The organism is Actinomadura sp. 7K534 (assembly GCF_004348575.1).
Lineage (GTDB): Bacteria > Actinomycetota > Actinomycetes > Streptosporangiales > Streptosporangiaceae > Spirillospora > Spirillospora livida.
Window position 1 is genome coordinate 61144 of record NZ_SMKB01000005.1, and the last position, 24641, is coordinate 85784.

The 24641-nt window shown below is 75.8% G+C and carries 22 protein-coding genes; 13 read left to right on the top strand and 9 right to left on the bottom strand.

All coding sequences use genetic code 11. The annotated features are described in order from the left end of the window. Window positions 1–89 precede the first annotated feature (89 nt). From E1266_RS02265 to E1266_RS02275, 3 genes are all read left to right on the top strand, one after another. Window positions 90–1652 carry an AMP-binding protein gene (locus tag E1266_RS02265; protein ID WP_132043161.1) on the top strand — a complete coding sequence of 521 codons (1563 nt, stop codon included), beginning with the start codon at window positions 90–92 and terminating at the stop codon, window positions 1650–1652. A gap of 67 nt (window positions 1653–1719) precedes the next feature. Then, entirely contained in the window at window positions 1720–2748 is a 1029-nt protein-coding gene (gene mgrA / locus E1266_RS02270) for an L-glyceraldehyde 3-phosphate reductase (RefSeq protein WP_132043163.1), read from the top strand. 95 nt (window positions 2749–2843) lie between these two features. Further along, on the top strand, window positions 2844–3227 hold the full coding sequence (locus E1266_RS02275; protein WP_132043165.1) for a DUF6343 family protein: 384 nt from the start codon (window positions 2844–2846) through the stop codon (window positions 3225–3227). Between the two features lie 19 nt (window positions 3228–3246). Here E1266_RS02275 and E1266_RS02280 read toward each other — a convergent pair whose 3' ends face one another. Together E1266_RS02280 and E1266_RS02285 are read right to left on the bottom strand one after the other, a co-directional pair. Then, window positions 3247–4074, bottom strand: coding sequence for a glycosyltransferase family 2 protein (locus E1266_RS02280; RefSeq protein ID WP_132043167.1), 828 nt, complete (start codon window positions 4072–4074; stop codon window positions 3247–3249). Between the two features lie 12 nt (window positions 4075–4086). After that, window positions 4087–4974 carry a glycosyltransferase gene (locus tag E1266_RS02285; protein ID WP_132043169.1) on the bottom strand — a complete coding sequence of 296 codons (888 nt, stop codon included), beginning with the start codon at window positions 4972–4974 and terminating at the stop codon, window positions 4087–4089. A gap of 224 nt (window positions 4975–5198) precedes the next feature. On the opposite strand from E1266_RS02285, the gene E1266_RS02290 reads away from it, so the two are divergent. From E1266_RS02290 to E1266_RS02330, 9 genes are read left to right on the top strand one after another with little or no spacing between them, the layout of a single operon-like run. Continuing rightward, window positions 5199–6839, top strand: coding sequence for a carbamoyltransferase C-terminal domain-containing protein (locus E1266_RS02290; RefSeq protein WP_132043171.1), 1641 nt, complete (start codon window positions 5199–5201; stop codon window positions 6837–6839). Next, a complete protein-coding gene (locus tag E1266_RS02295) occupies window positions 6836–8383 on the top strand; it encodes an HAD-IIIA family hydrolase (RefSeq protein ID WP_132043173.1) in 1548 nt (515 codons plus the stop codon). The genes E1266_RS02290 and E1266_RS02295 overlap by 4 nt, the downstream gene beginning before the upstream one ends. Next, on the top strand, window positions 8380–9390 hold the full coding sequence (locus tag E1266_RS02300; RefSeq protein WP_132043175.1) for a glycosyltransferase family 9 protein: 1011 nt from the start codon (window positions 8380–8382) through the stop codon (window positions 9388–9390). The genes E1266_RS02295 and E1266_RS02300 overlap by 4 nt, the downstream gene beginning before the upstream one ends. Continuing rightward, window positions 9387–10382 (top strand): glycosyltransferase, encoded by a 996-nt coding sequence (locus E1266_RS02305; protein WP_243718184.1) that lies wholly within the window; start codon window positions 9387–9389, stop codon window positions 10380–10382. Before E1266_RS02300 ends, E1266_RS02305 begins: the two co-directional genes overlap by 4 nt. Beyond that, window positions 10379–11602, top strand: a complete 1224-nt coding sequence (locus E1266_RS02310) for a glycosyltransferase (protein ID WP_132043177.1) — start codon at window positions 10379–10381, stop codon at window positions 11600–11602. The genes E1266_RS02305 and E1266_RS02310 overlap by 4 nt, the downstream gene beginning before the upstream one ends. After that, on the top strand, window positions 11599–13008 hold the full coding sequence (locus tag E1266_RS02315; RefSeq protein WP_132043179.1) for a PfkB family carbohydrate kinase: 1410 nt from the start codon (window positions 11599–11601) through the stop codon (window positions 13006–13008). The genes E1266_RS02310 and E1266_RS02315 overlap by 4 nt, the downstream gene beginning before the upstream one ends. Then, window positions 13005–13682 (top strand): SDR family oxidoreductase, encoded by a 678-nt coding sequence (locus E1266_RS02320; RefSeq protein ID WP_132043181.1) that lies wholly within the window; start codon window positions 13005–13007, stop codon window positions 13680–13682. The genes E1266_RS02315 and E1266_RS02320 overlap by 4 nt, the downstream gene beginning before the upstream one ends. Next, window positions 13652–14611: a glycosyltransferase family 9 protein gene (locus E1266_RS02325; RefSeq protein WP_243718185.1), complete on the top strand. Its 960-nt coding sequence runs from the start codon at window positions 13652–13654 to the stop codon at window positions 14609–14611. Before E1266_RS02320 ends, E1266_RS02325 begins: the two co-directional genes overlap by 31 nt. Before the next feature lie 11 nt (window positions 14612–14622). After that, window positions 14623–15579 carry an NAD-dependent epimerase/dehydratase family protein gene (locus E1266_RS02330; RefSeq protein WP_132043185.1) on the top strand — a complete coding sequence of 319 codons (957 nt, stop codon included), beginning with the start codon at window positions 14623–14625 and terminating at the stop codon, window positions 15577–15579. A 53-nt stretch (window positions 15580–15632) separates the two neighbouring features. Here the strand turns inward: E1266_RS02330 and E1266_RS02335 are convergent, their stop codons facing one another. Together E1266_RS02335 and E1266_RS02340 are read right to left on the bottom strand one after the other, a co-directional pair. After that, a complete protein-coding gene (locus tag E1266_RS02335) occupies window positions 15633–16523 on the bottom strand; it encodes a polysaccharide pyruvyl transferase family protein (RefSeq protein ID WP_132043187.1) in 891 nt (296 codons plus the stop codon). A gap of 185 nt (window positions 16524–16708) precedes the next feature. Further along, complete coding sequence (locus tag E1266_RS02340; protein ID WP_132043189.1) at window positions 16709–17194, bottom strand: SRPBCC family protein; 486 nt, start codon at window positions 17192–17194, stop codon at window positions 16709–16711. A gap of 214 nt (window positions 17195–17408) precedes the next feature. Between E1266_RS02340 and E1266_RS02345 the strand changes: the two genes are divergently transcribed. Then, complete coding sequence (locus E1266_RS02345; protein ID WP_132043191.1) at window positions 17409–18197, top strand: SigB/SigF/SigG family RNA polymerase sigma factor; 789 nt, start codon at window positions 17409–17411, stop codon at window positions 18195–18197. Between the two features lie 60 nt (window positions 18198–18257). On the opposite strand, the gene E1266_RS02350 is transcribed toward E1266_RS02345, so the two are convergent. From E1266_RS02350 to E1266_RS02370, 5 genes are all read right to left on the bottom strand, one after another. Next, on the bottom strand, window positions 18258–19109 hold the full coding sequence (locus tag E1266_RS02350) for a serine protease (RefSeq protein ID WP_132043193.1): 852 nt from the start codon (window positions 19107–19109) through the stop codon (window positions 18258–18260). Window positions 19110–19253: 144 nt separating this feature from the next. Beyond that, a complete protein-coding gene (gene glpK, locus E1266_RS02355) occupies window positions 19254–20771 on the bottom strand; it encodes a glycerol kinase GlpK (RefSeq protein ID WP_132043195.1) in 1518 nt (505 codons plus the stop codon). Window positions 20772–20824: 53 nt separating this feature from the next. Then, entirely contained in the window at window positions 20825–21670 is an 846-nt protein-coding gene (locus E1266_RS02360) for an MIP/aquaporin family protein (protein ID WP_132043197.1), read from the bottom strand. A 202-nt stretch (window positions 21671–21872) separates the two neighbouring features. Further along, window positions 21873–23555: a thiamine pyrophosphate-binding protein gene (locus E1266_RS02365; protein WP_132043199.1), complete on the bottom strand. Its 1683-nt coding sequence runs from the start codon at window positions 23553–23555 to the stop codon at window positions 21873–21875. Next, window positions 23552–24325 (bottom strand): cyclase family protein, encoded by a 774-nt coding sequence (locus tag E1266_RS02370; RefSeq protein ID WP_132043201.1) that lies wholly within the window; start codon window positions 24323–24325, stop codon window positions 23552–23554. The genes E1266_RS02365 and E1266_RS02370 overlap by 4 nt, the downstream gene beginning before the upstream one ends. Window positions 24326–24641 lie beyond the last annotated feature (316 nt).

Sequence of the window (24641 nt, forward strand, 5' to 3'; positions counted from 1 at the left end):
TGTGTACTCGCACCCCGGCGCCGCCGCCACCTCCGCCGCAAAAGGACAGATCTTGTGGATCTGTCCCCTCCTTGCATACGCTGCCGGTCATGGTCACGCGCACCCGTATCTCCGCCGAGCTGAACGGGCTGCGCGCCGCCGCCCGCGCCGGGATGATCGGCCCGATGCCTCCGCGGGCCCTCGCCGCGACGGCGCGGGCGCTGCGGCGGTACGGGCCGCTCGGCGCCGCGACGGCGCTGCCCGCGCACCGCTTCCCCGGCCGCACCGGCCTGATCGACGACCGCGGGAGCCTCACGTTCGGCGAGCTGGACCGGCGCTGCAACGCGCTCGCCAACGCCCTGCTGGCACGCGGCATCGGCGCGGGCGACACCGTGGGCGTCCTCTGCCGCAACCACCGCGGCCTCCTGGAGGCGATGTCGGGGGCGGCGAAGACGGGCGCGTCCGTCCTGTTCCTCAACACCGACTTCGCCGCGCCGCAGCTCCGCGACGCCGTCACGCGGGAGGGCGTCACCGCCGTCCTGCACGACGAGGAGTTCGCCCCCGTCGTGGACGGCCTCGCCATGCCCCGCTTCACCGACGCCGACCTGGACGACCTCATCGGCGGGGCGGACGACGCGCCGCCGCCCGCGCCGCCCCGGCCGGGCTCCATGGTGATCCTCACCAGCGGCACGTCCGGGCGGCCGAAGGGCGCGCCGCGGCCGCAGTCCCGGTCGATGGCGCTGCCCGGCGGCATCCTGTCGAAGGTGCCGTTCCGCGGCGGGGAGGCCATGTTCGTCGGCCCGCCGCTGTTCCACGGCCTCGGGCTGACCTCCGCGATCCTCGCGCTGGGGCTCGGGTCGACGCTGGTGCTGCGCCGCCGGTTCGACGCGGCGGGCGTCCTCGACGACCTGGAGGCGCACCGGTGCGCGTCGCTCGTCGCCGTCCCGGTGATGCTGAGCCGGCTCCTGGCCGTCCCCGGCGCGGAGAAGCGCGACCTGTCCGGCCTCAAGGTGGTCATGACGGGCGGCGCGCGGCTCGACCCCGATCTCGCGGAGCGCGCCCTGGCGGCGTTCGGGCCGGTCCTCTACAACTTCTACGGCTCCACCGAGGCGTCCTGCATCACGATCGCCGGGCCGGACGACCTCGCCGCCGCGCCCGGCTGCGTCGGCCGCCCGCCCGCGGGGACCACCGTGGCGGTCCTCGGCGACGACGACCGCCCCGCCGCGCCCGGCACCACCGGCCGCATCTTCGTCGACACCCCCGCCCGGTTCGGCGGCTACACCGGCGGAGGCGGCAAGGAGGAGGTCGGCGGGCTGATGGCGGTCGGCGACCTCGGGCACTTCGACGCGGACGGCCGGCTGCACGTCGACGGCCGCGCCGACGACATGATCGTGTCGGGCGGCGAGAACGTCCACCCGGGCGAGGTCGAGGACCTCCTCGCCGCCCACCCGGGCATCGAGGAGGCCGCCGTCACGGGCGTGCCCGACGCCGAGTTCGGGCAGCGGCTGCGCGCCCACGTGGTCCGCGCCGCGGGCGCCGCCCTGACGGAGGACGACGTCAAGGGGCACGTCGCCGCCAACCTCGCCCGGCACAAGGTGCCCCGCGACGTGGTGTTCCTCGACCGGCTGCCCCGCAACCCGGCGGGCAAGGTCCTCAAGCACGCCCTGGACTGACGCCGCCCTCCCCCACCTGCCCGGACCCGGCATGCGGTGCCGCGCCGCCACTGGGATACTCCGGGCCATGACCACCTATGTTGCGGACAGTGAGCGCTACGAGCGGATCCCCTACCGGCGGTGCGGGCGCAGCGGGCTGCGGCTCCCGGCGATCTCGCTCGGGCTGTGGCACAACTTCGGCGACGACCGTCCGCTGGAGGTGCAGCGGGCCATCCTCCGGCGCGCGTTCGACCTCGGCGTCACGCACTTCGACCTGGCGAACAACTACGGGCCGCCGTACGGCTCCGCGGAGCTCAACTTCGGCCGGATCATGCGGGAGGACCTCCGGCCGTACCGGGACGAGCTCATCATCTCGACGAAGGCCGGCTACGACATGTGGCCGGGCCCGTACGGTGAGTGGGGGTCGCGCAAGTACCTGCTGGCGAGCCTCGACCAGTCGCTGAGCCGGATGGGCCTGGACTACGTCGACATCTTCTACAGCCACCGCTTCGACCCGGAGACGCCGCTCGAGGAGACGATGGGCGCGCTGGACACCGCCGTCCGGTCCGGGAAGGCGCTGTACGCGGGGATCTCCTCCTACTCGCCCGAGCGCACCGCGGAGGCGGCGGCGATCCTGCGGGAGATGGGCACGCCGCTGCTGATCCACCAGCCGTCGTACTCCATGCTCAACCGGTGGATCGAGGGCGGGCTGCTCGACACGCTGGAGCGGGAGGGCGTGGGCTGCATCGCGTTCTCGCCGCTGGCGCAGGGGATGCTGACCGACAAGTACCTCGGCGGCGTCCCCGAGGGTTCGCGGGCGAGCAGGGGCACGTCGTTCTCGTCGAGCCTGCTCACCGAGGAGAACGTCCGGCACGTCCGGAGGCTGCACGAGATCGCCGAGGGGCGCGGCCAGTCGCTCGCGCAGCTGGCCCTGGCCTGGTCGCTGCGCGACGGCCGGGTCACCTCCTCGCTGATCGGCGCGAGCAGCGTCGCCCAGCTGGAGGAGAACCTCGCGGCGCTGGACCGGCTCGACTTCACCGCGGACGAGCTGGCCGCGATCGACCGGGACGCCGTCGAGGCGGGCGTCAACATCTGGGCGGCCTCCAGCGCGGGCTGACCGCCGCGAAGGCGCATCGACCGGGCACGACGGGGCACGAGCAGCATATGGACGAGATGATGCCGCGCGTCGCCCCGACGTTCGCGGGGTGACCCGTGTCCCCACCCGACCGGAACCACGCCGACCGGAACCACCCCGGCCGGAACGGCCCCGGCCGCAACGACTCCGACCGGAACGACTCCGACCGGAACGACGGGACGGCGCCCGAGTGGCGCGACCCGGAGTGGCGCGGCCCCGGCTCGCGGGGCCGCTACCGGCACCGGCAGCCGAGCGGCAGCGAGCCGCTCACCGCCCGCAGCCCGCTGCGGCTGCGGGCGGTCCTGTCGGTGATCGCGCTGGTGCTCGCGGTGGGCGCCGCGATCGTGTTCGCGCTGACGGCGGAGGGCGACGGGGCGTGGACCGCGGCGGCGATCTGCGCGGTGGTCGCCGTCATCGCCGCGGTCGACCTGGTGGTGATCGCCCGGCGGACCCGCGGCTGACCGGTGCCGGTGCGGCGGGTCAGTAGCCGGTGAGCCGGGCGCGCGCCGCCTCCACCGCGGGCGGGACGGGACGGCGCGCGAAGGCCACGGCGGGCAGGACGCGGGCGGCGTCCGCGAGGCCCGCGCGGCCGTCGCGGGTGCCCAGCGCGGACCGCGCGGCCCGCGCGACCACCGGCAGCGGGCGGCGCAGCCACGCGGTCAGCAGCCGGTTGCGCGCCTCCCTGCGGCGCCGGGCGGCCGGGTCCCGGCCCGCCGCGGACGGGTGGTGGTGGACGACGAGCTCGGGCACGTAGGCGAGCCCCCAACCGGCGGCGGCCAGGTCGAGCGCGAGGAGCTCCTCCTCCCCGGCGAAGTGCAGGACCTCCGAGAACCCGCCCGCGTCGAGGAACGCGTCGCGCCGGACGACGGCGGAGCAGGCGAGGAAGCCGAGGACGGCCGGGCCGGGCAGCCCGTCCGGCCGGCCGAGCGGGGCGCGGGCCATCTCCGCCGAGACCGGTTCGAGCCGCTCGTCCGCGCCGACGAGCACGCGGGCGGCGAGCAGCGCCGTCCGCGGGTGGGCCTCGAAGATCTCCGCGGCGCGGTCCAGGGCGCCGGGGGCCCACCAGGAGTCGTCGTCGGCGAACGCGACGTAGCGGGTCGCGGCGTGCCGGGCCGCGACGGTGCGGGCGGCGGCGCCCAGGTTGCGCGGCAGCCGCAGCACCGCGGCGCCGGCGGCCTCGGCGACGGCGGCGGTCCCGTCGGAGGAGGCGTTGTCGGCCACGATCACCGGGGCGGTGTGCCGCGCGAGGCTGCGGCGCAGTTCCGGCGCGCGGTCGCGGGTCGCGACGAGGACGGTGACGTCGGGCACGGGCGGCTCCCCCTAGCTCACGTAGCGCCGGGCCTTGGACTCCCGCTGGGACTCCTCCAGGCACCGGAGCCGGTCTTCGACGTCCGGCGGCAGCGTGCGGCGTTCGCGTGCCACCCAGGCCAGCCCCGCGGCGGCCTCGGCGAGCGCGGCGGCCGTGACGCGGTCGCGCGGCAGGGTGCGCACCAGCCCGGCCGTGCGCCGCGCGGCGGCGGGCAGCGGGCGGCGCAGCCAGGTGAACCACAGCGTGTTGCGGATGCCGTGGCGGCGGCGCAGGTGCGGTTCGCGCAGCGGGGACGGCTCGTGGTGCACGACGACGTCCTCGGCGAAGCACAGCTGCCAGCCGAGCGCCATCAGGTCGGCGCTGAGCAGCTCCTCCTCGCCGCCCAGCCACAACCTGGCGGAGAACCCGCCCGCCGCGCGGAACGCCTCCGCCCGGACCATGGACGCCCCGGCCAGGAACGAGCCGAGCGCCGGGCCGGGCAGCCACGGCGGCCCGGGGACCGGCGAGTGCCGCAGCTCCGGCACGATCGGGTCCTCGCGCCCGCCGGGATCGACCAGGATCCGGCCGGTGACGACCGCGAGCCGCGGATGGGCGTCGAGCAGGTCCGCGGCGCGGGACGGGGCGTCCGGCTCCCACCAGGTGTCGTCGTCCCAGAACGCCGCGTACGGGGTGCGGACGTGGTCGACCGCGAGGTTGCGGGCGACAGCGCCCAGGTTGTGCGACGACCGGATCAATTCGACCTCGGGGAATTGCGCCGCCACGGCTTCGGGGCTGCCGTCCCGTGAGGCGTTGTCCACCACGATGACCGGCGGCCGCTCCGCGATCTTCCGCGTCCGCGCGAGAGAGGCCAGCAGCGAATTCCGGCGATCTCGCGTGATGACGACGACGGTGCAGCGCATAAGTGGCCGAATACCCGCAGTTTTCGGCTCTATGTCGGTAACCTGCGCTCTACCTGGCAGTTCGCTTACGACCACTTTTCCGGACTCCAGCGTTTAGGCCCCCCGTAAGCGGCAATGCCGAAATCACCTATAGGGGATTTGCTCCCGCTCTACACCGCCAAGAGCCGATGACCACGACGACGTCATCGGCGGCTCACCGAATGCTGCGCCGAAACGGGGCTCATATGCGTGTGCTCGGTATCAATGCGATCTTTCATGACCCGGCCGCCGCGCTGGTCGTGGACGGCGCCGTCGTCGCCGCGGCGGAGGAGGAGCGCTTCAGCCGCCGCAAGCACGGCAAGCGGCCGGTGCCCTTCGCCGGCTGGGAACCGCCGGAGAAGGCCGCCCGGTGGTGCCTGGACGAGGCCGGGCTGGAGCCGGGCGACCTCGACGCCGTCGCCTACTCCTACGACCCGGGCCTGGTCGAGCCGGGGCTGGCGGGGCACGACGCCCAGTGGGAGCGGCTGCGGACGCTGTACGCGCGGCGGGCGCCGAACTTCCTGTCGACCGCGCTGCCGGGGCTCGACCCGGGGATCGTGCGGTACGTGCCGCACCACGTGGCGCACGCCGCGTCCGCCGCGCTCGCGGCTCCGGGGCCCGGCGACGGCGACGTCCTGGTCCTGGACGGGCGCGGCGAGTCGCACTCGCACCTCGCCGGGACGTACGAGGGCGGAGTCCTGACCACGCTGCACGCCCAGCGCCTACCGCACTCCCTCGGCCTGATGTACGAGGACCTCACCGAGCACCTCGGCTTCCTGCGCTCCAGCGACGAGTACAAGGTCATGGCCCTGGCCTCCTACGGCGAGCCGCGCTTCCTGAACGAGCTGCGCGAGCACGTCCGCGCCACCGGGGACGGCGGTTTCGCCGTCGCGGACATCGACTGGGGCGCGCTGGCGAAGGCCCGCCCAGCGGACGGCGAGTGGACCCGCGACCACGCCGACCTCGCCGCGAGCGTCCAGGCCCGCCTCGAAGAGGTGCTGCTGGACCTGGCGGCCTGGCTGCACGGCCGCACCGGCTCCCGGCGGCTGATGCTCGCCGGCGGCGTCGCCCTCAACTGCGTAGCGAACTCGCGGCTCGCCGAGGCCGGGCCGTACGACGACGTCTGGGTCCAGCCCGCCGCGGGCGACGCCGGCACGGCGCTCGGCGCGGCGCTGCACGTCGCGCGGGCGGGCGGCGATCCGCCGTCGGCCATGCCCGGCGCCGCCCTGGGCCGCCGGTGGGACGACCGGGAGATCGCGGCGTGCCTGGACACCGCCAGGATCCCGTACGAGCGGCCCGGCGACCTGGCCGCCGCGGTCGCCGACGCCCTGGCGCGCAACGAGATCGTGGCGTGGTTCCAGGGGCGGTCCGAGTTCGGGCCGCGCGCACTCGGGCACCGGTCCCTGCTCGCCCACCCCGGCCACGAGGCCAACCTGGAGCGGCTCAACGACGTGAAGGGCCGCGAGCAGTTCCGCCCGATCGCGCCGATGGTCGCGCTCGACCGCGCGGCGGAGGTCTTCGACGGGCCGCTGCCGAGCCCGTACATGCTGTTCGTCCACCGGGTGCGGCCCGGATGGCGCGAGCGCATCCCCGCGGTCGTCCACGTGGACGGCACCGCCCGGATCCAGACGGTCGACGCCGGGGACGAGCCCCTCGTCGCGCGGCTGCTGGAGGAGTTCCGCCGCCGGACGGGCCTGCCCGTCCTGGTCAACACCAGCCTGAACACCGCCGGGCGCCCGATGGTCGACGACCCGCGGGACGCGCTGGAGTGCTTCGGCTCCGCCCCGGTGGACCTGCTGGCCATCGGCCCGTACGTGGTCCGCCGCCGGGAGGTGCACGCCCGATGAGCCACCCGGTGGCGGACCACACCGTCGTCATCCCGACGATCGGCCGGGAGAGCCTGCGCGGCACGCTGCGCGCCCTGCTCGCCGGCCTCACCCGTGATCCGGGACGAGCACGGCACCCGATTCAGGAGATCATCGTCGTGGACGACCGGCCCGCGCCCGGCGCGCCCCTCCCCCTGCCTCCGGACATGCCGCAGGACGGGCCGGAGATCCGGGTGCTCCGCTCCGGTGGCCGCGGGCCCGCCGCCGCCCGGAACGCGGGCTGGCGCGCGGCCGCGACCGAATGGGTCGCGTTCCTGGACGACGACGTCGTGCCCGAGCCGGGGTGGGCGGCCGGGCTCGCCGCCGACCTCGCGGACCTGGCGCCCCAGGTGGGCGGCTCCCAGGGCCGCGTCACGGTCCCGCTTCCGGAGGGCCGGGCCCCGACCGACTGGGAGCGCGGCACCGCCGCGCTGGCCGGCGCGGAGTGGATCACCGCCGACATGGCCTACCGCCGCGGCGTCCTCGCCGAGGTGGGCGGCTTCGACGAGCGCTTCCGCCGCGCCTACCGGGAGGACGCGGACCTGGCGCTGCGCGTGATGGACGCCGGGCACGGACTCGTCCTCGGCGAGCGGAGGGTGACGCACCCGGTCCGGCCCGCCGGCTTCTGGGCGTCGGTGCGCGCGCAGGCGGGCAACGCCGACGACGTCCTCATGTGGCGGGTGCACGGCGCCTCGTGGCGCGAGCGGGCCGGCGAGGGCCGCGGCATGCTCCGCCGCCACCTGCTGACCACCGCGGCCGCCCTCGCCGCCGCGGGCGCGCCCGCGGTGCTGCGCGGCGGCCGCGGCGCGGCGGCCGGGGTGGCCGCCGGGGGCGTGTGGTGCGCGCTGACCGCCGGGTTCGCGCACCGGCGGATCCGGCCGGGGCCGCGGACGCCCGCGGAGGTCGCGAAGATGCTGGTGACCAGCGCCGCCATCCCGCCCGCGGCGGTGTGGCACCGGGCGCGCGGGCTGGTCGTCCACCGCGGGGCGCGGCCCTGGGGCGGCCCGTGGGTCGTGCTGTTCGACCGCGACGACACGCTCATCCGCGACGTCCCCTACAACGGGGACCCGGAGCTGGTGGAGCCGATGCCGGGGGCGCGCCGCGCCCTGGACCGGCTGCGGCGGCACGGGGTCCGGATCGGCGTCGTGTCCAACCAGTCGGCCGTGGCGGAGGGGCGCATCACCGCCGGGGACGTCCGGCGCGTCAACGCGCGGGTCGAGCGGCTCCTCGGCCGCTTCGACGTGTGGGAGTTCTGCCCGCACGACGGCGGCGACGGCTGCGACTGCCGCAAGCCGCGGCCCGGGATGATCGAGCGCGCGGCCCGGCGCCTCGGGGCGCTGCCGTCCGACTGCGCCGTCATCGGCGACATCGGCCGCGACGTCGAGGCCGCCGCGGCGGCGGGCGCGCGCGGCATCCTCGTGCCGACCGGGCGCACCCGGCCGGAAGAGGTGGCGGGCGCGGCCGAGACGGCGCCGACGCTGCGGGCGGCCGTCGATCTGGTCCTCGGCGGAAGGCGGCGCCGATGAGGGTCCTCGTCGCCCGCCAGGACAGCATCGGCGACGTCCTGCTCGCCGGCCCGGCCGTGCGGGCGGTCGCCGCGCGCGCCGGCGAGGTCGTGCTGCTGTGCGGCCCGCGCGGGCGCGCGGCCGCCGACCTGCTGCCCGGCGTCGACCGCGTGATCGAGTGGTGCGCGCCCTGGATCGACCCGGACCGGGTGCCGGTCGAGCGGTCCGACATCGACGGGATCGTCCGCAGGCTCCGCGGGTTCGACCGGGCGCTGATCCTGACCTCGTTCCACCAGTCGCCGCTGCCGCTGGCGCTGCTGCTGCGCCTCGCCGGGACGCCGTGGATCGGCGGCATCAGCGAGGACTACCCCGGTTCGCTGCTCGACCTGCGGCACCGGCCCGGGGAGGACATGCCCGAGCCGCTGCGGATGCTCGCGCTGGCGGAGGACGCCGGGTTCCCCGCCCCGGACGACACCCGGCTGCGGGTCCGGGAGCCGCTGCCCGACACCGACCACCTCACCGGCGGCACCGGGTACGTCGTCGTGCACCCGGGCACGTCGGTCCCCGCGCGGGCCTGGCCGCCGGAGCGCTGCGCCGAGGCCGTCCGGCTGCTGCGCGCGGCGGGCCGCCGCGTCGTCGTCACCGGCCACGGGGACGAGAAGGAGCTGACCGCCCTCGTCGCCGGCGAGGACGGCCTCGACCTCGGCGGCCGGACGTCGCTGGCGGAGCTGGCGTCGGTGCTGCGGGGGGCGTGCGCCGTGATCGCCGGCAACACCGGGCCCGCGCACCTGGCGGCGGCCGTCGGGACGCCGGTCGTGTCGCTGTTCGCGCCGACCGTGCCCGCGGCCCGGTGGGCGCCGTTCGGCGTCCCGATGGCGCTGCTCGGCGACCAGATGGCGCCGTGCAAGGACAGCCGCGCCCGCGAGTGCCCGGTCGACGGGCACCCCTGCCTGGCGTCGGTCCGCGCCGGCGAGGTCGCGGCGGCCGTGGAGATCGTGGCCTCGGTCGAGGAGGTGCCCGCCCGGTGAGAGTGCTGATGTGGCACGTGCACGGCTCGTGGGCGACGTCGTTCGTCCACGGGCCGCAGACCACGCTCGTCCCCGTCACCCCCGGCCGGGACGCCGACGGGAAGGGCCGGCCCGACACGTTCCACTGGCCCGGCCGGGCGGTCGAGGTCGCGCCGGAGCGGCTCCGGCATGAGGACGTCGACGTCGTCGTCCTGCAGCGCCCCCGCGAGCTGCGGCTCGCCGAGGAGTGGCTCGGGCGCCGCCCCGGACGCGACGTGCCCGCCGTCTACGTCGAGCACGACACCCCCCGCCGCACGCCCTCCGACATCGGCATGCCCGAGGAGGTCGTCCCCGACAGCCGCCACTTCCTGCACGACCGCTCCGACATCCCCGTCGTCCACGTCACCCACTTCAACCGGCTGTTCTGGAACTGCGGGCGGGCCCCGGTCACGGTGATCGAGCACGGCGTCGTCGACCCCGGCCACCGGTACACCGCCGACCTCCCCCGCGCCGGGGTGGTCATCAACGACCCGCTGCGCCGCGGCCGCGTCGCCGGGACCGACCTGCTCGCCGAGATCGCGGCCGCCGTCCCCCTGGACCTGTTCGGCATGAACGTGCGGGGCGTCCCCGAGCGCCTCGGGATCGCCCCCGAAGCGCTCTGGACCTTCGAGGACCTGCCGCAGGCGAGGATGCACGAGCTGCTCGCCCGCCGCCGCGTCTACGTCCACCCCTACCGGTGGACCTCCCTGGGCCTCGCGCTGATCGAGGCCATGATGCTCGGCCTGCCGGTGGTGGCGCTCGCCACCACCGAGGCGGTCGAGGCGGTGCCGCCGGAGGCCGGGGTGCTGTCCACGCGCGTCGGCGCGCTGGCCGGCGCGGCGCGGGCCCTGGCCGCCGACCCGCCGCGGGCCCGCCAGATGGGCAAGGAGGCGCGGGCCTACGCCGTCGAGCGGTACGGCCTGCCGCGCTTCCTGCGCGACTGGCGGCGAACTCTCCAGGAGGTGTCGCGATGAGGATAGCCATGGTCTCCGAGCACGCCAGCCCGCTGGCGGCGCGGGGCGGTCCCGCGGGTCTCGGCGGAGCGGACGGCGGCGGGCAGAACGTGTTCGTCGCGGAACTGGCCGCCGCACTCGGCCGGCAGGGGCACTACGTCACCGTCTACACCCGGCGCGACGCGCCCGGCCGGCCGGGCCGGGTGCGGCTCGCGCCCGGCGTGACCGTCGAGCACGTCCCGGCGGGCCCGCCCGAGCGCATCGCCAAGGACGACCTGCTGCCCTGGATGCACGACTTCGGGCGGTACCTGGAGGACCGCTGGACCGCCGATCCGCCCGACGTCGCGCACGCGCACTTCTGGATGAGCGGGCTCGCGGCGGTCCAGGCCGCGCAGGCGCCCGCGGCGCGGCGCGTGCCGGTGGTGCAGACCTACCACGCGCTCGGCACCGTGAAGCGCCGCCACCAGCGCGACCGGGACACCAGCCCGGCGTCCCGGGTGCGGCTGGAGCGCGCGATCGGCCGCGCCGCCGACACCGTGATCGCGACCTGCTCGGACGAGGTCGGCGAGCTGGCCGCGATGGGCGTCCCGGGCGACCGCGTCCGCGTCGTCCCGTGCGGCGTCGACCTGGACCTGTTCTCGCCCGCCCCCGAGGCGCCGCGCGGTGGCCGGCACCGCCTCGTGGTGCTGTCGCGGCTCGTCGAGCGCAAGGGCGTCGACACCGCCATCCGGGCGCTGGCGCACCTGCCGGGCACCGAGCTCGCCGTCGCCGGCGGGCCGCCGCGCGGCGACCTCGCCGGAGACCCCGAGATCCGCCGGCTGAGCGCGGTCGCGCGGGACGCGGGCGTCGCCGGCCGCGTGGAGTTCCTCGGCAGGCTCGGCCGCGACGAGGTCCCCGCGCTGCTCCGGTCGGCCAGCCTCGTGCTCGCCCTCCCCTGGTACGAGCCGTTCGGCATGGTGCCGCTGGAGGCGATGGCCTGCGGCGTCCCGGTGGTCGCGAGCGCGGTCGGCGGGCACCTCGACACCGTCGTGGACGGCGTCACCGGGACGCTCGTCCGCCCCCGCGACCCCGAGGGCGCCGCCCGCGCGGTCCGGGCGCTGCTCGACGATCCGGACGCGCGGGCCGCGATGGGGCACGCCGCCGCCGGGCGGGCGCGCGAGCACTACTCCTGGGCCCGCGTCGCCGCCGCCACCACCGAGGTCTACCAGCACGCCGCCGCGCTGAGCGAGGTGCCCGCATGACCGCTCCGCTGGTGGTCGTCGGCGACGCGCTGCTCGACATCGACATCGCCGGCAGCAGCAGCCGGCTCTGCCCGGACGCGCCCGTGCCCGTCGTCGAGCAGGCCGAGGAGCTGCCCCGGCCGGGCGGCGCCGGGCTCGCGGCGCTGCTCGCGGCCCTGCAGCCGGGCGCCGCCGGGCGCGAGGTGGTGCTCGTCACCGCCCTCGCCGACGACGAACCCGGCCGCCGGCTGCGCGCGATGCTGGAGAAGCACGTGGAGGTCGCCGCCCTGCACCTGCACGGCGGCACGCCCTGCAAGCTGCGCATCAGGTCCGGCGGGCAGTCGGTGGCGCGCCTGGACGCCGGGGAGGGGCAGGCCCTCGACGGGCCCGTCGGCCCGCGCGTCACCGACGCCGTCGCCGGGGCCGGCGCGGTGCTGGTCGCCGACTACGGCCGCGGCGTCACCCGGCACCGCGCCGTCCGGTCGCTGCTGGGCGGGCTGCCCGCGGGCGTCCCCGTCGTGTGGGACCCGCACCCGCGCGGCGAGGCGCCCGTCCCCGGCGTCCGGCTCCTCACCCCGAACGCGGCCGAGGCCGCCCGGCTCGCCGCCGCCTGCGGCGCCGAGATCGGCGGATCGGGGCTGTCGGCGGCCGGGCGCTCCGGCCGGTACCTCGCCGGCGCCTGGGGCATCGAGGGCGTCGCGGTCACGCTCGGCGCGGAGGGCGCGCTGCTGTGCGACGGGTCGGAGGCGCCGCTGCTGGCGCCGGCGCGGCCCGCCCGCGGCGACTCGTGCGGCGCGGGCGACAGCTTCGCGGCCGGCGCCGCGGGCGCGCTCGCCGGCGGCGGGTCGCTCGCCGACGCCGTCACCGAGGGCGTCGACCTCGCGTCGGAGTTCGTCCGCGCCGGGGCCGCCGCGGGCGTCGCGGCGCAGCTCGCCGAGACCGGCACGGCGCGGCTCGTCCCCGAGCGCGGCGAGGACGCCTGGGACGTCGTCGAGCGGACGCGGCGGGCCGGCGGGACGGTCGTGGCGACCGGCGGCTGCTTCGACCTGCTGCACGCCGGGCACGTCAGCATGCTGCAGCAGGCGCGGCGGCTCGGCGACTGCCTGATCGTGTGCGTCAACTCCGACGCCTCCGTGCGGCGGCGCAAGGGACCGACCCGCCCCGTCACGCCCGCCGCCGACCGCGTCCGGGTGCTGGAGGCGCTCAGCGACGTCGACGCGGCGCTGGTGTTCGACGACGACACCCCCGCCCCGCTGCTGGAGCGGCTGCGCCCCGACGTGTGGGTGAAGGGCGCCGACTACGCCGGCACCGCGCTGCCCGAGGCCGAGACGGTCCGGGCCCACGACGGCGAGGTGGTCCTGCTCCCCCTGCTGGAGGGGCGCTCCACCACCCGCCTGCTGTCCACGACGAAGGGAAACGCCTCATGAACGTCCTCATCACCGGTGGTTCCTCGGGACTCGGCGCGGCCGTCGCGCGGAAGGTCGCGGAGGACGGGGGCCGCCCCCTCGTCCTCGACCGGCACCCGCCGAAGGACGACTTCGAGCACATGCAGGCCGACCTCGCCGACCGCAGGTGCGCCGAGCGCGCCGTGCACGGGCTCGCGCGCGCCGCCGGCGGGCTGAACGCCGTCGTCACCGCCGCCGGCATCGACGCCTGCGGGACGCTGTGCGAGGTCCCCGCCGAGGACTGGGAGCGGGTGATCCAGGTGAACCTGCTGGGCACCGCCGCCGTCGTCCGGGCCGCGCTCCCCTACCTGGAGAACGAGCCCCCCGGCCGGGTCGTGACCGTCGCGTCCACGCTGGGGTTCCGGGCGTTCGGCGACGCGACCGCGTACTGCGCGTCCAAGTTCGGCGTCGTCGGCTTCACCCGGGCGCTCGCCGCCGAGATGGCGGGCCGCGTCGCCGTCACCATGGTCGTGCCGGGCGGCATGGACACCGCGTTCTTCGACGACCGCTCCGACCGGTACAAGCCGGGCCCGGACGCCAAGCTCAACCGCCCCGAGGACGTGGCGGCGACCGTGGCGTTCGCGCTCGCCCAGCCCGCCGGCTGCGAGGTGCGGGAGATGGTCGTGTGCCCCTCGCAGGAACCGTCGTGGCCGTGACCGGTCCCCGCGTCCTGGTGCTGCGCGCGCTCGGCCTCGGCGACCTGCTGACCGGCGTCCCGGCCCTGCGCGCCCTGCGCCGCGGAACGCCCGGCGCGCGGATCACGCTCGCCGCGCCCGCCGCGCTCGGGCCCCTGGCCCGATCCACCGGGGCCGTCGACGACGTCCTTCCGGCGGACGGGCTGGCCCCGCTTCCGCGCGCCGGGCCGGTGGACACGGCGGTCAACCTGCACGGCCGCGGCCCGCAGAGCCACCGCCTCCTAGGGAGCCTCCGGCCGGGGCGGATGCTGGCCTTCGCCTGCGCTGAGGCGGGCCACACCGGCGGGCCCCGCTGGGATCCCGCCGAGCACGAGGTGGCGCGGTGGTGCCGGCTCGTGTCGGCGTACGGGTTCGGCGCCGACCCCGCCGACCTGGACCTGCCCGCGCCGCCGGCGCCGTCGCCCGCGCCCGGGGCCGTCGTCGTCCATCCGGGCGCGGCGTTCCCGGCGCGCCGCTGGCCCGCCGAGCGGTTCGCGGCCGTCGCGGCGGCGCTGCGCGACCGCGGCGAGCGGGTCGTCGTCACCGGCGCCCCGGGGGAGGCGGCACTGGCGCGGCGGGTCGTGGAGACCGCCGGGCTGGACGCCGCCGCCGACCTGTCGGGCCGCACCGGCCTGGCGGAGCTGGCCGCGCTCGTCGCCGGGGCCCGGCTCGTGGTGTGCGGCGACACCGGCGTCGCCCACCTCGCGACCGCGTACCGGACGCCGTCGGTGCTGCTGTTCGGCCCGACGCCCCCGGCCCGCTGGGGGCCGCCGGACCGGGCGGAGCACCTGGTCCTGTGGGCGGGGCGGCGGGGGGACCCGCACGGCCGCGACCCCGACCCGGGGCTGCTGGAGATCTCCGCCGGCCAGGCCGTCGAGGCCGCGGGCAAAGCGCTCACCGCCAACCGCTGAGGGGGACGATCATGAGACATCCACGCGCCGTCGTCACCGGAGGCTCCGGCTTCCTCGGCTCGCACCTGTGCGAGGCGCTGCTGGCCCGGGGCATCTCCGTCGTGTGCTTGGACAACCTGCTGACCGGCACGTCCCGCAACATCGCGCACCTGGCCGAACGGCGCGACTTCCGGTTCCTGAGACGCGACCTCACCGAGCCGGTGCACGTGCCGGGCGAGGTCGGCTACGTCTTCCACCTGGCCTCGGCGGCGTCCCCCGCCGACTACCTGCGGCTGCCGATCCAGACACTGGAGGTCGGCAGCCAGGGCACCCGCAACGCGCTCGACCTCGCCGAGGCCAAGGGCGCGCGGTTCGTGCTGGCCTCCACGTCCGAGGTGTACGGGGACCCGCTCGTGCACCCGCAGCCCGAGTCGTACTGGGGCAACGTGAACCCGGTCGGGCCGCGCAGCGTCTACGACGAGGCGAAGCGGTTCGGGGAGGCGCTGACGTCGGCGTTCCGGCACGCCCGCGGCCTCGACACCGCGATCGTGCGGATCTTCAACAGCTACGGCCCGCGGATGCGCCCCGACGACGGCCGCGCCATCCCGACGTTCCTGCGGCAGGCGCTGACCGGCGAGGACCTCACGGTCACCGGCGACGGCACGCAGACCCGCTCGATCTGCCACGTGGACGACACCGTCCGGGGCATCATCGCGCTCGCGACGGCCGACCACCCGGGGCCGGTCAACATCGGCAGCCCCTACGAGGTGTCCATGGCCGGGCTCGCCCGGCTCATCATCGAGCTGACCGGCTCCCGGTCCCGGCTGCGCTTCATCGACCGGCCGGAGGACGACCCGCGCGTCCGGCGGCCCGACACCGCCCTCGCCGAGAAGGAGCTCGGCTGGCGTCCCCGCGTCTCGGTCGAGGAGGGCCTCCGCGCCACCATCGAGTGGTTCGAGGGACAGCTTCCGGTCGCCCGCCCCGCGTGACTCGGCGCGGACGGGCGCTCGCTCATCCGGGCGCCCGTCCCCGCGCCGTCCGATCAGCGCACGCCGAGGACGTCCAAGAGCTCGCCGATCATGCCGGCGTCGCCGGGCAGCCCGGGTACGCGCCCGGGTGACAGGCACCAGTCCCACCAGTAGTCCAGCTCCGCCGGGTCGAGCAGCGGCCCGTCCCGCCCGGCGTCCTCCGCCGCGACGGTCACGACGGCGGGCCACGACCACGCCCGCGCCTGCGCGGTGACCTTCGCGCCGCCGCGCACCGGGTCGACGGCCAGCGCCGGGATCCCGTTCTTCAGCGCCAGGACGAGGCCGTGCAGGCGCGTCGTGACCACCAGGTCGAGCCTGCGCAGCACCGACTCCAGCTCCGCCGCCGTCGTGAACAGCCGCCAGTCGCGCGGGTCGAGCCGCGTGTCCAGGGGCAGCCGGGCGCACTCGCGGCGGGCGAGCCACCCGGTCAGCTCCCGCTCGATCCGGTCGTGCAGCCGCCGCGGCCCGTACTCCGCCTGGCCGGGCGCCAGCACGACCCCCGCGACGGGCACCGGCGGGGTCTCCGGCAGCGCGGCCAGGTCGAGCCGCGGCGGGGTCGCGGGCGCGTCGCGGGCGAGGACCGCGTCGAATCCGGTGACCGCGGGATCGCCCGGGTCGACGACCGAGACCCCGACCGCGACGCGGGTGCAGCGGGCGTACCGGCGGTGCAGGCCCGCGACCTGCGGGCCGTGCAGCGGGCCGCAGGCGAACACCAGGTGGGTGTAGCGGCCGGGGTCGGCGCGGCCGAGGTCCAGGCCGCCCGGCCGGAGCACCGGGCTCCACGCCAGGTCGCACCGCACCCCGGCACCGGCGAGCGCCCGCCGCACCGCCTCCATCGCCAGGACGTCGCCGGCCGTCGCCTCGCCGTGCAGGAAGCTCGGCCACCCGGTCACCAGGACGCGCATCCGCCGACCGCCCTCCACCGTCCGCCCACCGCCGTCCGTTCCGGCCCGGCGGGGCCCTTCCCGTCCCGTGACATTGAGACACCTACCGGTTTACCGAGGCGGCCGGGTGGGCAGAGTCAGTTCGCGGCCCACTCGCCGAGTTCCGAGCCAGGTGCTCGGAGCTGCGAGCCTGGGCCGCACCAGCTTTACCGGCCCGGATCCGGGGTCCGGCGGCCGTCCCGGCGCCGCCGGGTCCCGGTCCGGGCGCCGGTCCGGGCGCCGCGCCCCTCGACGAAGGTCTTGAAGCGGCGGAGGTCGCCCTTGACGCGCCGGCCGAGGGCGCCGAAACGGTCCCCGGCCTTCTCCACGAACCCCTCCGGGTCGATCTCGAGCTGGACGGTGACGCGCGTGGTCGTCTCGTCCAGCCGGCGGAAGGTGACCACACCGGCGTGGGTCGGCCCCTCCAGCGACTTCCACGCGACGCGCTCGTCGGGGTACTGCTCGGTGATTCGCGCGTCGAACTCGCGGGTGACGCCGGCGATCCGCGTCCGCCAGCGCAGCGTGCCGTCGGCCAGCCGGCGGATCTCCTCGACACCGTCCATGAACTGCGGGAACGTCTCGAACCGCGTCCACTGGTCGTAGGCGGCGCGGATCGGGACGGTGACGTTGACCGACTCGGTGATCGTGCTCACGGCTCCACCTCCGGCGTTCACCGGGGCGGTACCCGGAGGGGCGCCCCGTATCCCGCCCGGCGGCCGGAGACCGCCCGCCCGGACCCGGCCGGGCGGGCCGAAACCCCACGCGGGAGGCGGTTTCCGTGTGATCCATCGATTGCCGGGTAATGGGATCAGACCGAGCGATCGCCCCTGCCCTCGCCGGCTCCTCCTCGGAAAGGAGAACATCCGCATGATGTCGGCGCAGCCCACCACGAGGTTCAACGACGGACAGGCCGAGAACCTCCTGGCGGAGATGAACCGGCTCGCGGAAGGAGACCCCCGGCGAGAACGGCTCCGGTCGCGCATCGTCGACATGCACGCAGCGCTCGTCCGCGGCGTCGCGCGCCGCTACGCCAACCGCGGGGAACCCATCGACGATCTCCAGCAGGTGGCCTACCTGGGCCTGGTCAAGGCCATCAACCGGTTCGACCCGGGGATCGGCGACCGGTTCGTCACCTACGCCTACCCGGTGGTGACCGGGGAGGTGAAGCGGCACTTCCGCGACAAGACGTGGGGCATCCGCGTGTCCCGCCGCATCCAGGAGCTGCGCCCGATCCTGCAGCGCACCATCCAGGAGTACACCCGCGAGCACGGCGGCTCCCCCACGACCGCGGAGATCGCCTCGCTGATGGGCATCACCGAGGAGGAGACCGTCGAGGTCATCGTCGCCTGCGACGCCTACCGGCCGCTGTCGCTGGAGGCCCCGGCGGACGGCTCGCCGGACGGCGACAGCGGCACGGTCGGCGAGTACCTCGGGTCGGAGGACCCGGCCCTGGACGCCTTCATCGACGGGCACGCCCTCGGCCCGCTCATCGACGAGCTTCCCGAGCGGGAGCGGACGATCCTGCTGCTGCGGTTCTTCGGCAACAAGACCCAGACGCAGATCGCCGAGCAGATCGGGCTGTCCCAGATGCACGTCTCGCGGCTGCTCCGCGCCACCCTGGAGCAGCTCCGCGCGGGGCTCCTCACGGAACGCTGACCGGCCGGCGCGCAGCCGGCGCGGCCGGTGACCGGGCGCCCGGTCACCGGCCGCGGGACGTCACGGCCTGGGCAGCGCGCACTTCCGGTCCAGCACGACGTCGTTGCCCTTGCCGAGGCAGCGGGCGAGCTGGTACGTCTGCTGGCCGTAGTTGATCCCCTGCCGGACGGTCACGTTCCCGTTCCGGTCGACCTCGCACGGGTTGTTGAGCGTGCAGCGCTCGCCGTTCTCGTTGCCGGTGTTGTTGACGCCGACGACGTGGCGGGTCCGCGCGTCGACGATCGGCGAGCCGGACGTGCCGCCGATCGTCTGGCACTCGGGCGTGTAGCGGATGGAGTTCCGCCACGTCCAGTCCGCCTCGCGCAGCCGGTGGACGGTGTCGTCGATCTTGCAGCCGTAGATCGTCCGCCAGTAGCCCGACACGACCCGGATCTCCGTCCCGTCGTGCGGCCTGGCCGCCGACAGGCGCAGCGCGGGAACGCCGTGCCGCTTCCGGATGGCGGCGTAGGTGGTGTCGAGCCGGTAGACGGCCACGTCCGTGTCGGTCATCGTGGCGTACTCGATCCGCGTGGCCCGCAGGGTGCCTAGCTCCTTCGTCCCGGTCCGGTCGAGCAGCGTGAACGTCCGCGACGAGTCCTGGTCCACGATGACCTCGCCGGCGCCGGGCATGCCCGTCTCCAGGCAGTGGCCGTTGGTCATGACCAGCGCCCGGTCGGTGTCGCGGGTGCGGGGCCCGCGGACGATGGAGCCGGAGCAGTTGCTGAGCGCGACGATCCCGGTGAAGTCGACCTCGGCCCTGGGGGCGGGCGCGGCGGGAGCGGCGGGCGCGGCCTGCGCGGCGCCGGCGAAGGCGAGCGTCCCGGCGCCCAGTACGGCGGCGAGGGCGGCGGAGGCGAGGCGGCGTCGGGTCATGGGGATCCTCTCGGAGAAGGCCGGCGGCGGCGCACCGGCCGGTGACGACGCTGTCCGGGCGGATGCTAGATCAGGTTCGCCCGCCCGAGAAGGGCCCCGGGCGTGAAAGGCGTCCGGCGGCGGTCCGGAGCGGTCTGGCTCCACTCAGTCCACGTCCACCCAGCCGTAGGTGCGCTCGACGGCCTTCTTCCAGCCGGCGTAGCCCTCCCGGCGCCGCTCCTCGTCCCAGGTGGGCTCCCAGCGGCGGTCCTCGTTCCAGTTCTGGCGGAGTTCTTCGGTGGTGTCCCAGAAGCCGACGGCCAGCCCGGCCGCGTAGGCGGCGCCCAGGGCGGTGGTCTCGGCGACGACGGGCCGCGAGACCGGGACGCCCAGGATGTCGGCCTGCATCTGCATGCACAGCTCGTTGGCGGTGACCCCGCCGTCGACCTTCAGCACGTCCAGGGAGACGCCGGAGTCCTCGCGCATCGCCTCGACGACGTCGCGGGACTGGTAGCAGATCGATTCCAGCGTGGCCCGCGCCAGGTGGGCGTTGGTGTTGTAGCGGGACAGGCCGACGATGGCGCCGCGGGCGTCGGAGCGCCAGTAAGGCGCGAACAGGCCGGAGAAGGCCGGGACGAAGTAGACCCCGCCGTTGTCCTCGACCTGCCGGGCCAGGGACTCGCTCTGCGCGGCGCCGGAGATGATGCCGAGCTGGTCGCGCAGCCACTGCACCGCCGATCCCGTCACCGCGATCGAGCCCTCCAGCGCGTACACGGGCCGGGCGTCGCCGAACTTGTAGCAGACGGTGGTCAGCATCCCGGCCTTGGACCTGACGAGCTCCTCACCGGTGTTGAGGAGGAGGAAGTTGCCGGTGCCGTAGGTGTTCTTGGCCTCGCCGGGGGCGAAGCACACCTGCCCGACCGTCGCGGCCTGCTGGTCGCCGAGGATGCCGGTGAGCGGGATCTCCCCGCCGAAGGGGCCGTCCGCGCGGGTCGCGCCGTACGGGTCGGGCGCCGAGGACGGCCTGATCTCCGGGAGCATCCCCCGCGGGATGCCGAAGAACGACAGGAGCTGGTCGTCCCAGTCGAGGGTCTCCAGGTCCATCAGCATGGTGCGGCTGGCGTTGGTCGGGTCGGTGACGTGCACGCCGCCGTCGGGCCCGCCGGTCAGGTTCCACAGCACCCACGTGTCGATGTTGCCGAAGATCGCGTCGCCGTTCTCGGCGGCCTCGCGGACGCCGTCGACGTTCTCCAGGATCCACTGGACCTTGCCGCCGGAGAAGTACGTGGCGGGCGGCAGCCCGGCGCGGTGCCGGATCGTCTCCCCCTTGCCCTCCCGCTCGAGGGCGGAGGCGATGCGGTCGGTGCGCGTGTCCTGCCAGACGATCGCGTTGTAGTAGGCGCGGCCCGTCCGCCGGTTCCACACCACGGCGGTCTCGCGCTGGTTGGTGATCCCGACCGCCGCGAGGTCGGCGTGGCCGAGGTTCGCCCGGTTCATGGCGGACTGGATGACCGACCGGGTCCGCTCCCAGATCTCGGTGGGGTCGTGCTCGACCCACCCGGCGCGCGGCAGGATCTGCTCGTGCTCCAGCTGGTGGCGGGCGACCTCGTTGCCGCCGTGGTCGAAGATCATGAAACGGGTGCTCGTGGTGCCCTGGTCCAGCGCTCCGACGAAGTCGGCCATGGACTCTCCCTTTCCGCCGGCGGGGGCGCCCCGCCGGGAAACCGTCAGAACCGTCAGGAAACGTCGTACTCCGGCTTCGGCTCGGCGACCTCCGTGCCCTCCTCCTCGCCGGGGATGTTGCGCCCGATGAGCAGGATGTAGAGGCCGGCCCCGAGCACGCCGCCGATGAGCGGTCCCGCGATCGGGACCCAGAAATACAGATTCCCGTACTGGTCGGTCCACGGACTGTCGTATCCCGTCAGCCACTGGACGAGCCGCGGGCCGAGGTCGCGGGCCGGGTTGATCGCGTACCCGGCGGCGGAGCCGAACGCCATCCCGATCGCCACCACGATGAGGCCGATGATGAACGGCGCCAGGTTCGCCAGCGGCGGCGCGTTGCGCAGGTCGGTGAGGGCCAGCACGAGGAAGAGCAGGATCGCGGTGCCGATCACCTGGTCGCGGAAGGCCCCCCAGGTCCCGATCGGCAGCGTCCCGTTGCCCGGCATCGTGGAGAACACGATGTGCGACTTCTCCGTCAGGCCGGGGTCGAACTTCTGCAGGATCTCGCTGTAGTTCCACCGGACGATCAGCGCGGCGACGAACGCCCCGAGGAGCTGCGCGAAGCAGTACGGGAGCACCTTGCGCCAGGGGAATCCCTTGAATACCGCGAGGGCGACCGTGACGGCCGGGTTGATGTGCCCGCCGCTGATGCGGGCCGATACGTACACGCCGAGCGTGACCCCGATGCCCCACGCCCAGGCGATGCTGTCGTGGTCTCCGAGGCTCTGCGGATCGCCGAGCCCGCTGCCGGCGATGACCTGCGCCACGACGCCGACACCGAACAGGATCAGGATCATCGTCCCGGCGAACTCCGCGGCCATCTCCCGGGCCAGCGGGGGGAGCTCCGGCCCTCGCGTCATCTCTCCTCCTCGGGGGTGTGTGACGTAAGGCACAGCCGCCGCGACGGTAAGGTCGCCCGACAAGATCGGTCAACGGCCCTGCGTCGACAATGTCGGCACCCGCCCATCAGCACCCCCCCGGAGTCGACCACGGACGTGATCATGCCCCGGTGAAGCACCCCTACACCGCCGCCCGGCGGCCGTCCCCCGCCCCCGCCGGAGGTCAGTGGCCGCGGAAGGCCTCTTCGAGCCACCAGGCGGGACGGTCCCGGGTGACCTTGGCGTCCACGAGCATCGGGCGGTCGCGCGGCCCCTCCAGCCAGCCGGCCACCGCGGCCAGGTCCGCCGGCCGGCGGACGGTCGCCGCCGCGCAGCCGAACCCGCGGCCGATCGCGGCGAGGTCGGCGGGCGGGAACGTGACCGTGTCCAGCGGGTGCCCGCCGGGGCCGAAGTGGTGCACCTCCGCGCCGTACGCCTCGTCGTCGTAGACGACGATGAGCAGGTCCAGCCCCAGCCGGACGGCCGTCTCCAGCTCCGCGGCGGACATCAGCGCGCCGCCGTCGCCAAGCGCGGCGACAGTAAGCCGGTCAGGCCGGGCCACCGCGGCGCCGATGGCGGTGGCGAGGCCGAGCCCGACCGACTGGAACGCCTGGGTGAACACGAGCGCGTCGGCGTCGGGGACGTCCAGGAACATCGCGGGGTACCCCATGAAGTTGCCCGAGTCGACGGCGACGGCGCGCTCGCGGGGCAGCATGCCGTCCAGGGCGATCGACAGCGTCCGCGGGTCGACGCGGGGCCCGCCCGCGTCGTCGTCACCGGCGGGGTGCTCCTCGTACGGGACGTCCTGCCAGCGTCCCTCCCGGGCGAGCCGCCCGGCCACGTCCGGGGTGCGGTAGCCGGTGGCGGAGTGGCCGCGCGCCTCCAGTTCCGCGGCGACGGCCCGCGCGGTCTCGGCGGCGTCGCCGATGAGGCCGAGGTCGACGGGGTGGTGCGCGCCGAGCGCGCGCGCGTCCACGTCGACCTGCACGACCTTCGCGTCCCGTGCGACGAGGGCGCCGTGCCGGGTCGTCCACATGTTCAGCGAGCAGCCCCAGCCGACGACGAGGTCGGCGCCGCGGATCAGCTCCGCCGCGGCGGGGGTGGCGAAGCCGCCGCTGACGTCCAGCGCGAACGGGTCGCCGGCGAACAGCCCCCGTGCGACCGCGGAGGTGGCGGGCAGCGCGCCGCAGCGCCCGGCCAGCTCGGCGAGGGGCTCGCGGGCGCCGGACAGCCGCGCGCCGCGGCCCGCGACGAACACCGGCCGCGCGGCGTCCTGCAGCATGCCGGCGAGGCGGGCGACCGCGGCGGGCGGCGGCACCGGCAGCGGCGGTACGGCCGGCCGCCGGCGCGCGGGCGGCCGCTCCGCCGGGTCGCCGGGGTACTCGGCCTCCTGGATGTCCAGCGGGAGGCACAGCAGGACCGTGCGGCGCTCGGCGACCGCCGTCCGGCAGGCGCGGGCCACGTCGGCGAGGGCGGTCCGCGGGGAGTGCACCCGCTCGGGGACCGCCCCGACCGCCGCCGCGATGGCGGCCTGGTCGACGCGGAAGTTGGAGCGGACCGCGGCGGCGGCCACCTCGCCCGCGACCACCAGCAGCGGCGTGCGGCTCTTGGCGGCCTCGGCGATGCCGGTGACCGCGTTGGTGAGGCCCGGTCCCTGATGCAGGGACACCACGCCGAGTTCGCCGCTCACCCGCGCGTACGCGTCAGCCATCGTCGCGGCGCCGGCCTCGTGCCGGGCGGCGACGAACCGCGCGCCGCCCGCGACGAGAGCGTTGGTGACGTGGAAGTTCCCGCTGCCGACGACCCCGAAGACGGTGGTGGCGCCGAGCCGCGCCAGGGCCCCGCCCACGGCCTCCGCGACGTTCATCGCTCGATCAGCGCGAGCACGCGGGCGGGGCTGCCCGAGCCGCCGACGATCGGCAGCGGCGAGGCGAGCAGCACGGCGCCGCGTGCGGGGAGCCGGTCGAGGTTCTGCAGCTGGGTGAGCCCGTACTTGCCGGCGCCGAGGAAGTAGGAGTGGCAGGGGAACGGCGGGTCGAGGGCGTGCGCGCCGCCCGCGTCGGTGCCGACGGTCTCCACGCCGAGGCCGATGACGGGGGTCTCCTCGGCGAGCCACCGCGCGCACTCGGCCGAGATGCCGGGCGTGTGGGAGCCGGTCTCGTCGGCGTTGAGGAAGGCGTCCCCGTCGCCGGAGCGCGCGTCCCAGCCCGTGCGGTAGAGGAGCCAGCCGCCGTCGGGGAGCGGCCCGTGCGCCTTCTCCCAGTCCCGGACGTGGTCGATCTCCAGCAGGAAGTCGGGGTCGGCGGCGGCGTGCGCGGAGGCGTCCAGCACGACCGCCGGGGCGACGAGCCTGCCGGGCGGCACCTGCGAGACGTCCTCGCCGTCGCGCCCGGTGGCCCAGTGCACGGGCGCGTCGAAGTGGGTGCCGACGTGCTCGCCGGTGACGACGTTGTTCCAGTACCAGGCGGGGCCGCGGTCGTCGTACCGGCTGATCTCCTCCAGCCGGAACGGGACCGTGTTGGCGAAGGGCTCCGGCAGCTGGAGGATCGGGGTCCGCTCCGACAGCGGGGCGGTCAGGTCGACGATCTCCACCCGCCCGTCGGAGACGGCGGTGAGCAGCTGGTCGAGAAGGGACATCGGGCCTCCGGCGGCACGGGGGACGGGCAGGTGGTCGCGGTGCGCCACGAACGTACCGCAGCCGGCCCGCCCGGAGCGGGCGACCGGGCCCGGGTGCCCGGCCACCACTATTGGACGTGCTGTCTAGGTTGGTCCATGTCCATGTCCGGACCCGGTTTTCGTTAGTTGACCACATGGACGGGGCTCCGCGGCGCGCTCACCATCGGGGCGGAATCCCCGGCCGATCCCGCCCCACGGAGGTCTCATGCGCCGCAGGCCCTGGTCGCTCGCGCTCGCCCTCGCAGCCCTGCCCCTGGCCCTGGCCGCTCCCCCGGCC

What these genes read in the sequence shown, in the direction of transcription:
- E1266_RS02360 (WP_132043197.1), bottom strand. Translation starts at nt 21,670, where the DNA reads ATGACGCGAGGGCCGGAGCTCCCCCCGCTGGCCCGGGAGATGGCCGCG.
- E1266_RS02365 (WP_132043199.1), bottom strand. Translation starts at nt 23,555, where the DNA reads ATGAACGTCGCGGAGGCCGTGGGCGGGGCCCTGGCGCGGCTCGGCGCC.
- E1266_RS02265 (WP_132043161.1), top strand. Translation starts at nt 90, where the DNA reads ATGGTCACGCGCACCCGTATCTCCGCCGAGCTGAACGGGCTGCGCGCC.
- E1266_RS02345 (WP_132043191.1), top strand. Translation starts at nt 17,409, where the DNA reads ATGATGTCGGCGCAGCCCACCACGAGGTTCAACGACGGACAGGCCGAG.
- E1266_RS02290 (WP_132043171.1), top strand. Translation starts at nt 5,199, where the DNA reads ATGCGTGTGCTCGGTATCAATGCGATCTTTCATGACCCGGCCGCCGCG.
- E1266_RS02310 (WP_132043177.1), top strand. Translation starts at nt 10,379, where the DNA reads ATGAGGATAGCCATGGTCTCCGAGCACGCCAGCCCGCTGGCGGCGCGG.
- E1266_RS02330 (WP_132043185.1), top strand. Translation starts at nt 14,623, where the DNA reads ATGAGACATCCACGCGCCGTCGTCACCGGAGGCTCCGGCTTCCTCGGC.
- mgrA (WP_132043163.1), top strand. Translation starts at nt 1,720, where the DNA reads ATGACCACCTATGTTGCGGACAGTGAGCGCTACGAGCGGATCCCCTAC.
- E1266_RS02350 (WP_132043193.1), bottom strand. Translation starts at nt 19,109, where the DNA reads ATGACCCGACGCCGCCTCGCCTCCGCCGCCCTCGCCGCCGTACTGGGC.
- E1266_RS02315 (WP_132043179.1), top strand. Translation starts at nt 11,599, where the DNA reads ATGACCGCTCCGCTGGTGGTCGTCGGCGACGCGCTGCTCGACATCGAC.
- E1266_RS02295 (WP_132043173.1), top strand. Translation starts at nt 6,836, where the DNA reads ATGAGCCACCCGGTGGCGGACCACACCGTCGTCATCCCGACGATCGGC.
- glpK (WP_132043195.1), bottom strand. Translation starts at nt 20,771, where the DNA reads ATGGCCGACTTCGTCGGAGCGCTGGACCAGGGCACCACGAGCACCCGT.
- E1266_RS02320 (WP_132043181.1), top strand. Translation starts at nt 13,005, where the DNA reads ATGAACGTCCTCATCACCGGTGGTTCCTCGGGACTCGGCGCGGCCGTC.
- E1266_RS02300 (WP_132043175.1), top strand. Translation starts at nt 8,380, where the DNA reads ATGAGGGTCCTCGTCGCCCGCCAGGACAGCATCGGCGACGTCCTGCTC.
- E1266_RS02335 (WP_132043187.1), bottom strand. Translation starts at nt 16,523, where the DNA reads ATGCGCGTCCTGGTGACCGGGTGGCCGAGCTTCCTGCACGGCGAGGCG.
- E1266_RS02285 (WP_132043169.1), bottom strand. Translation starts at nt 4,974, where the DNA reads ATGCGCTGCACCGTCGTCGTCATCACGCGAGATCGCCGGAATTCGCTG.
- E1266_RS02370 (WP_132043201.1), bottom strand. Translation starts at nt 24,325, where the DNA reads ATGTCCCTTCTCGACCAGCTGCTCACCGCCGTCTCCGACGGGCGGGTG.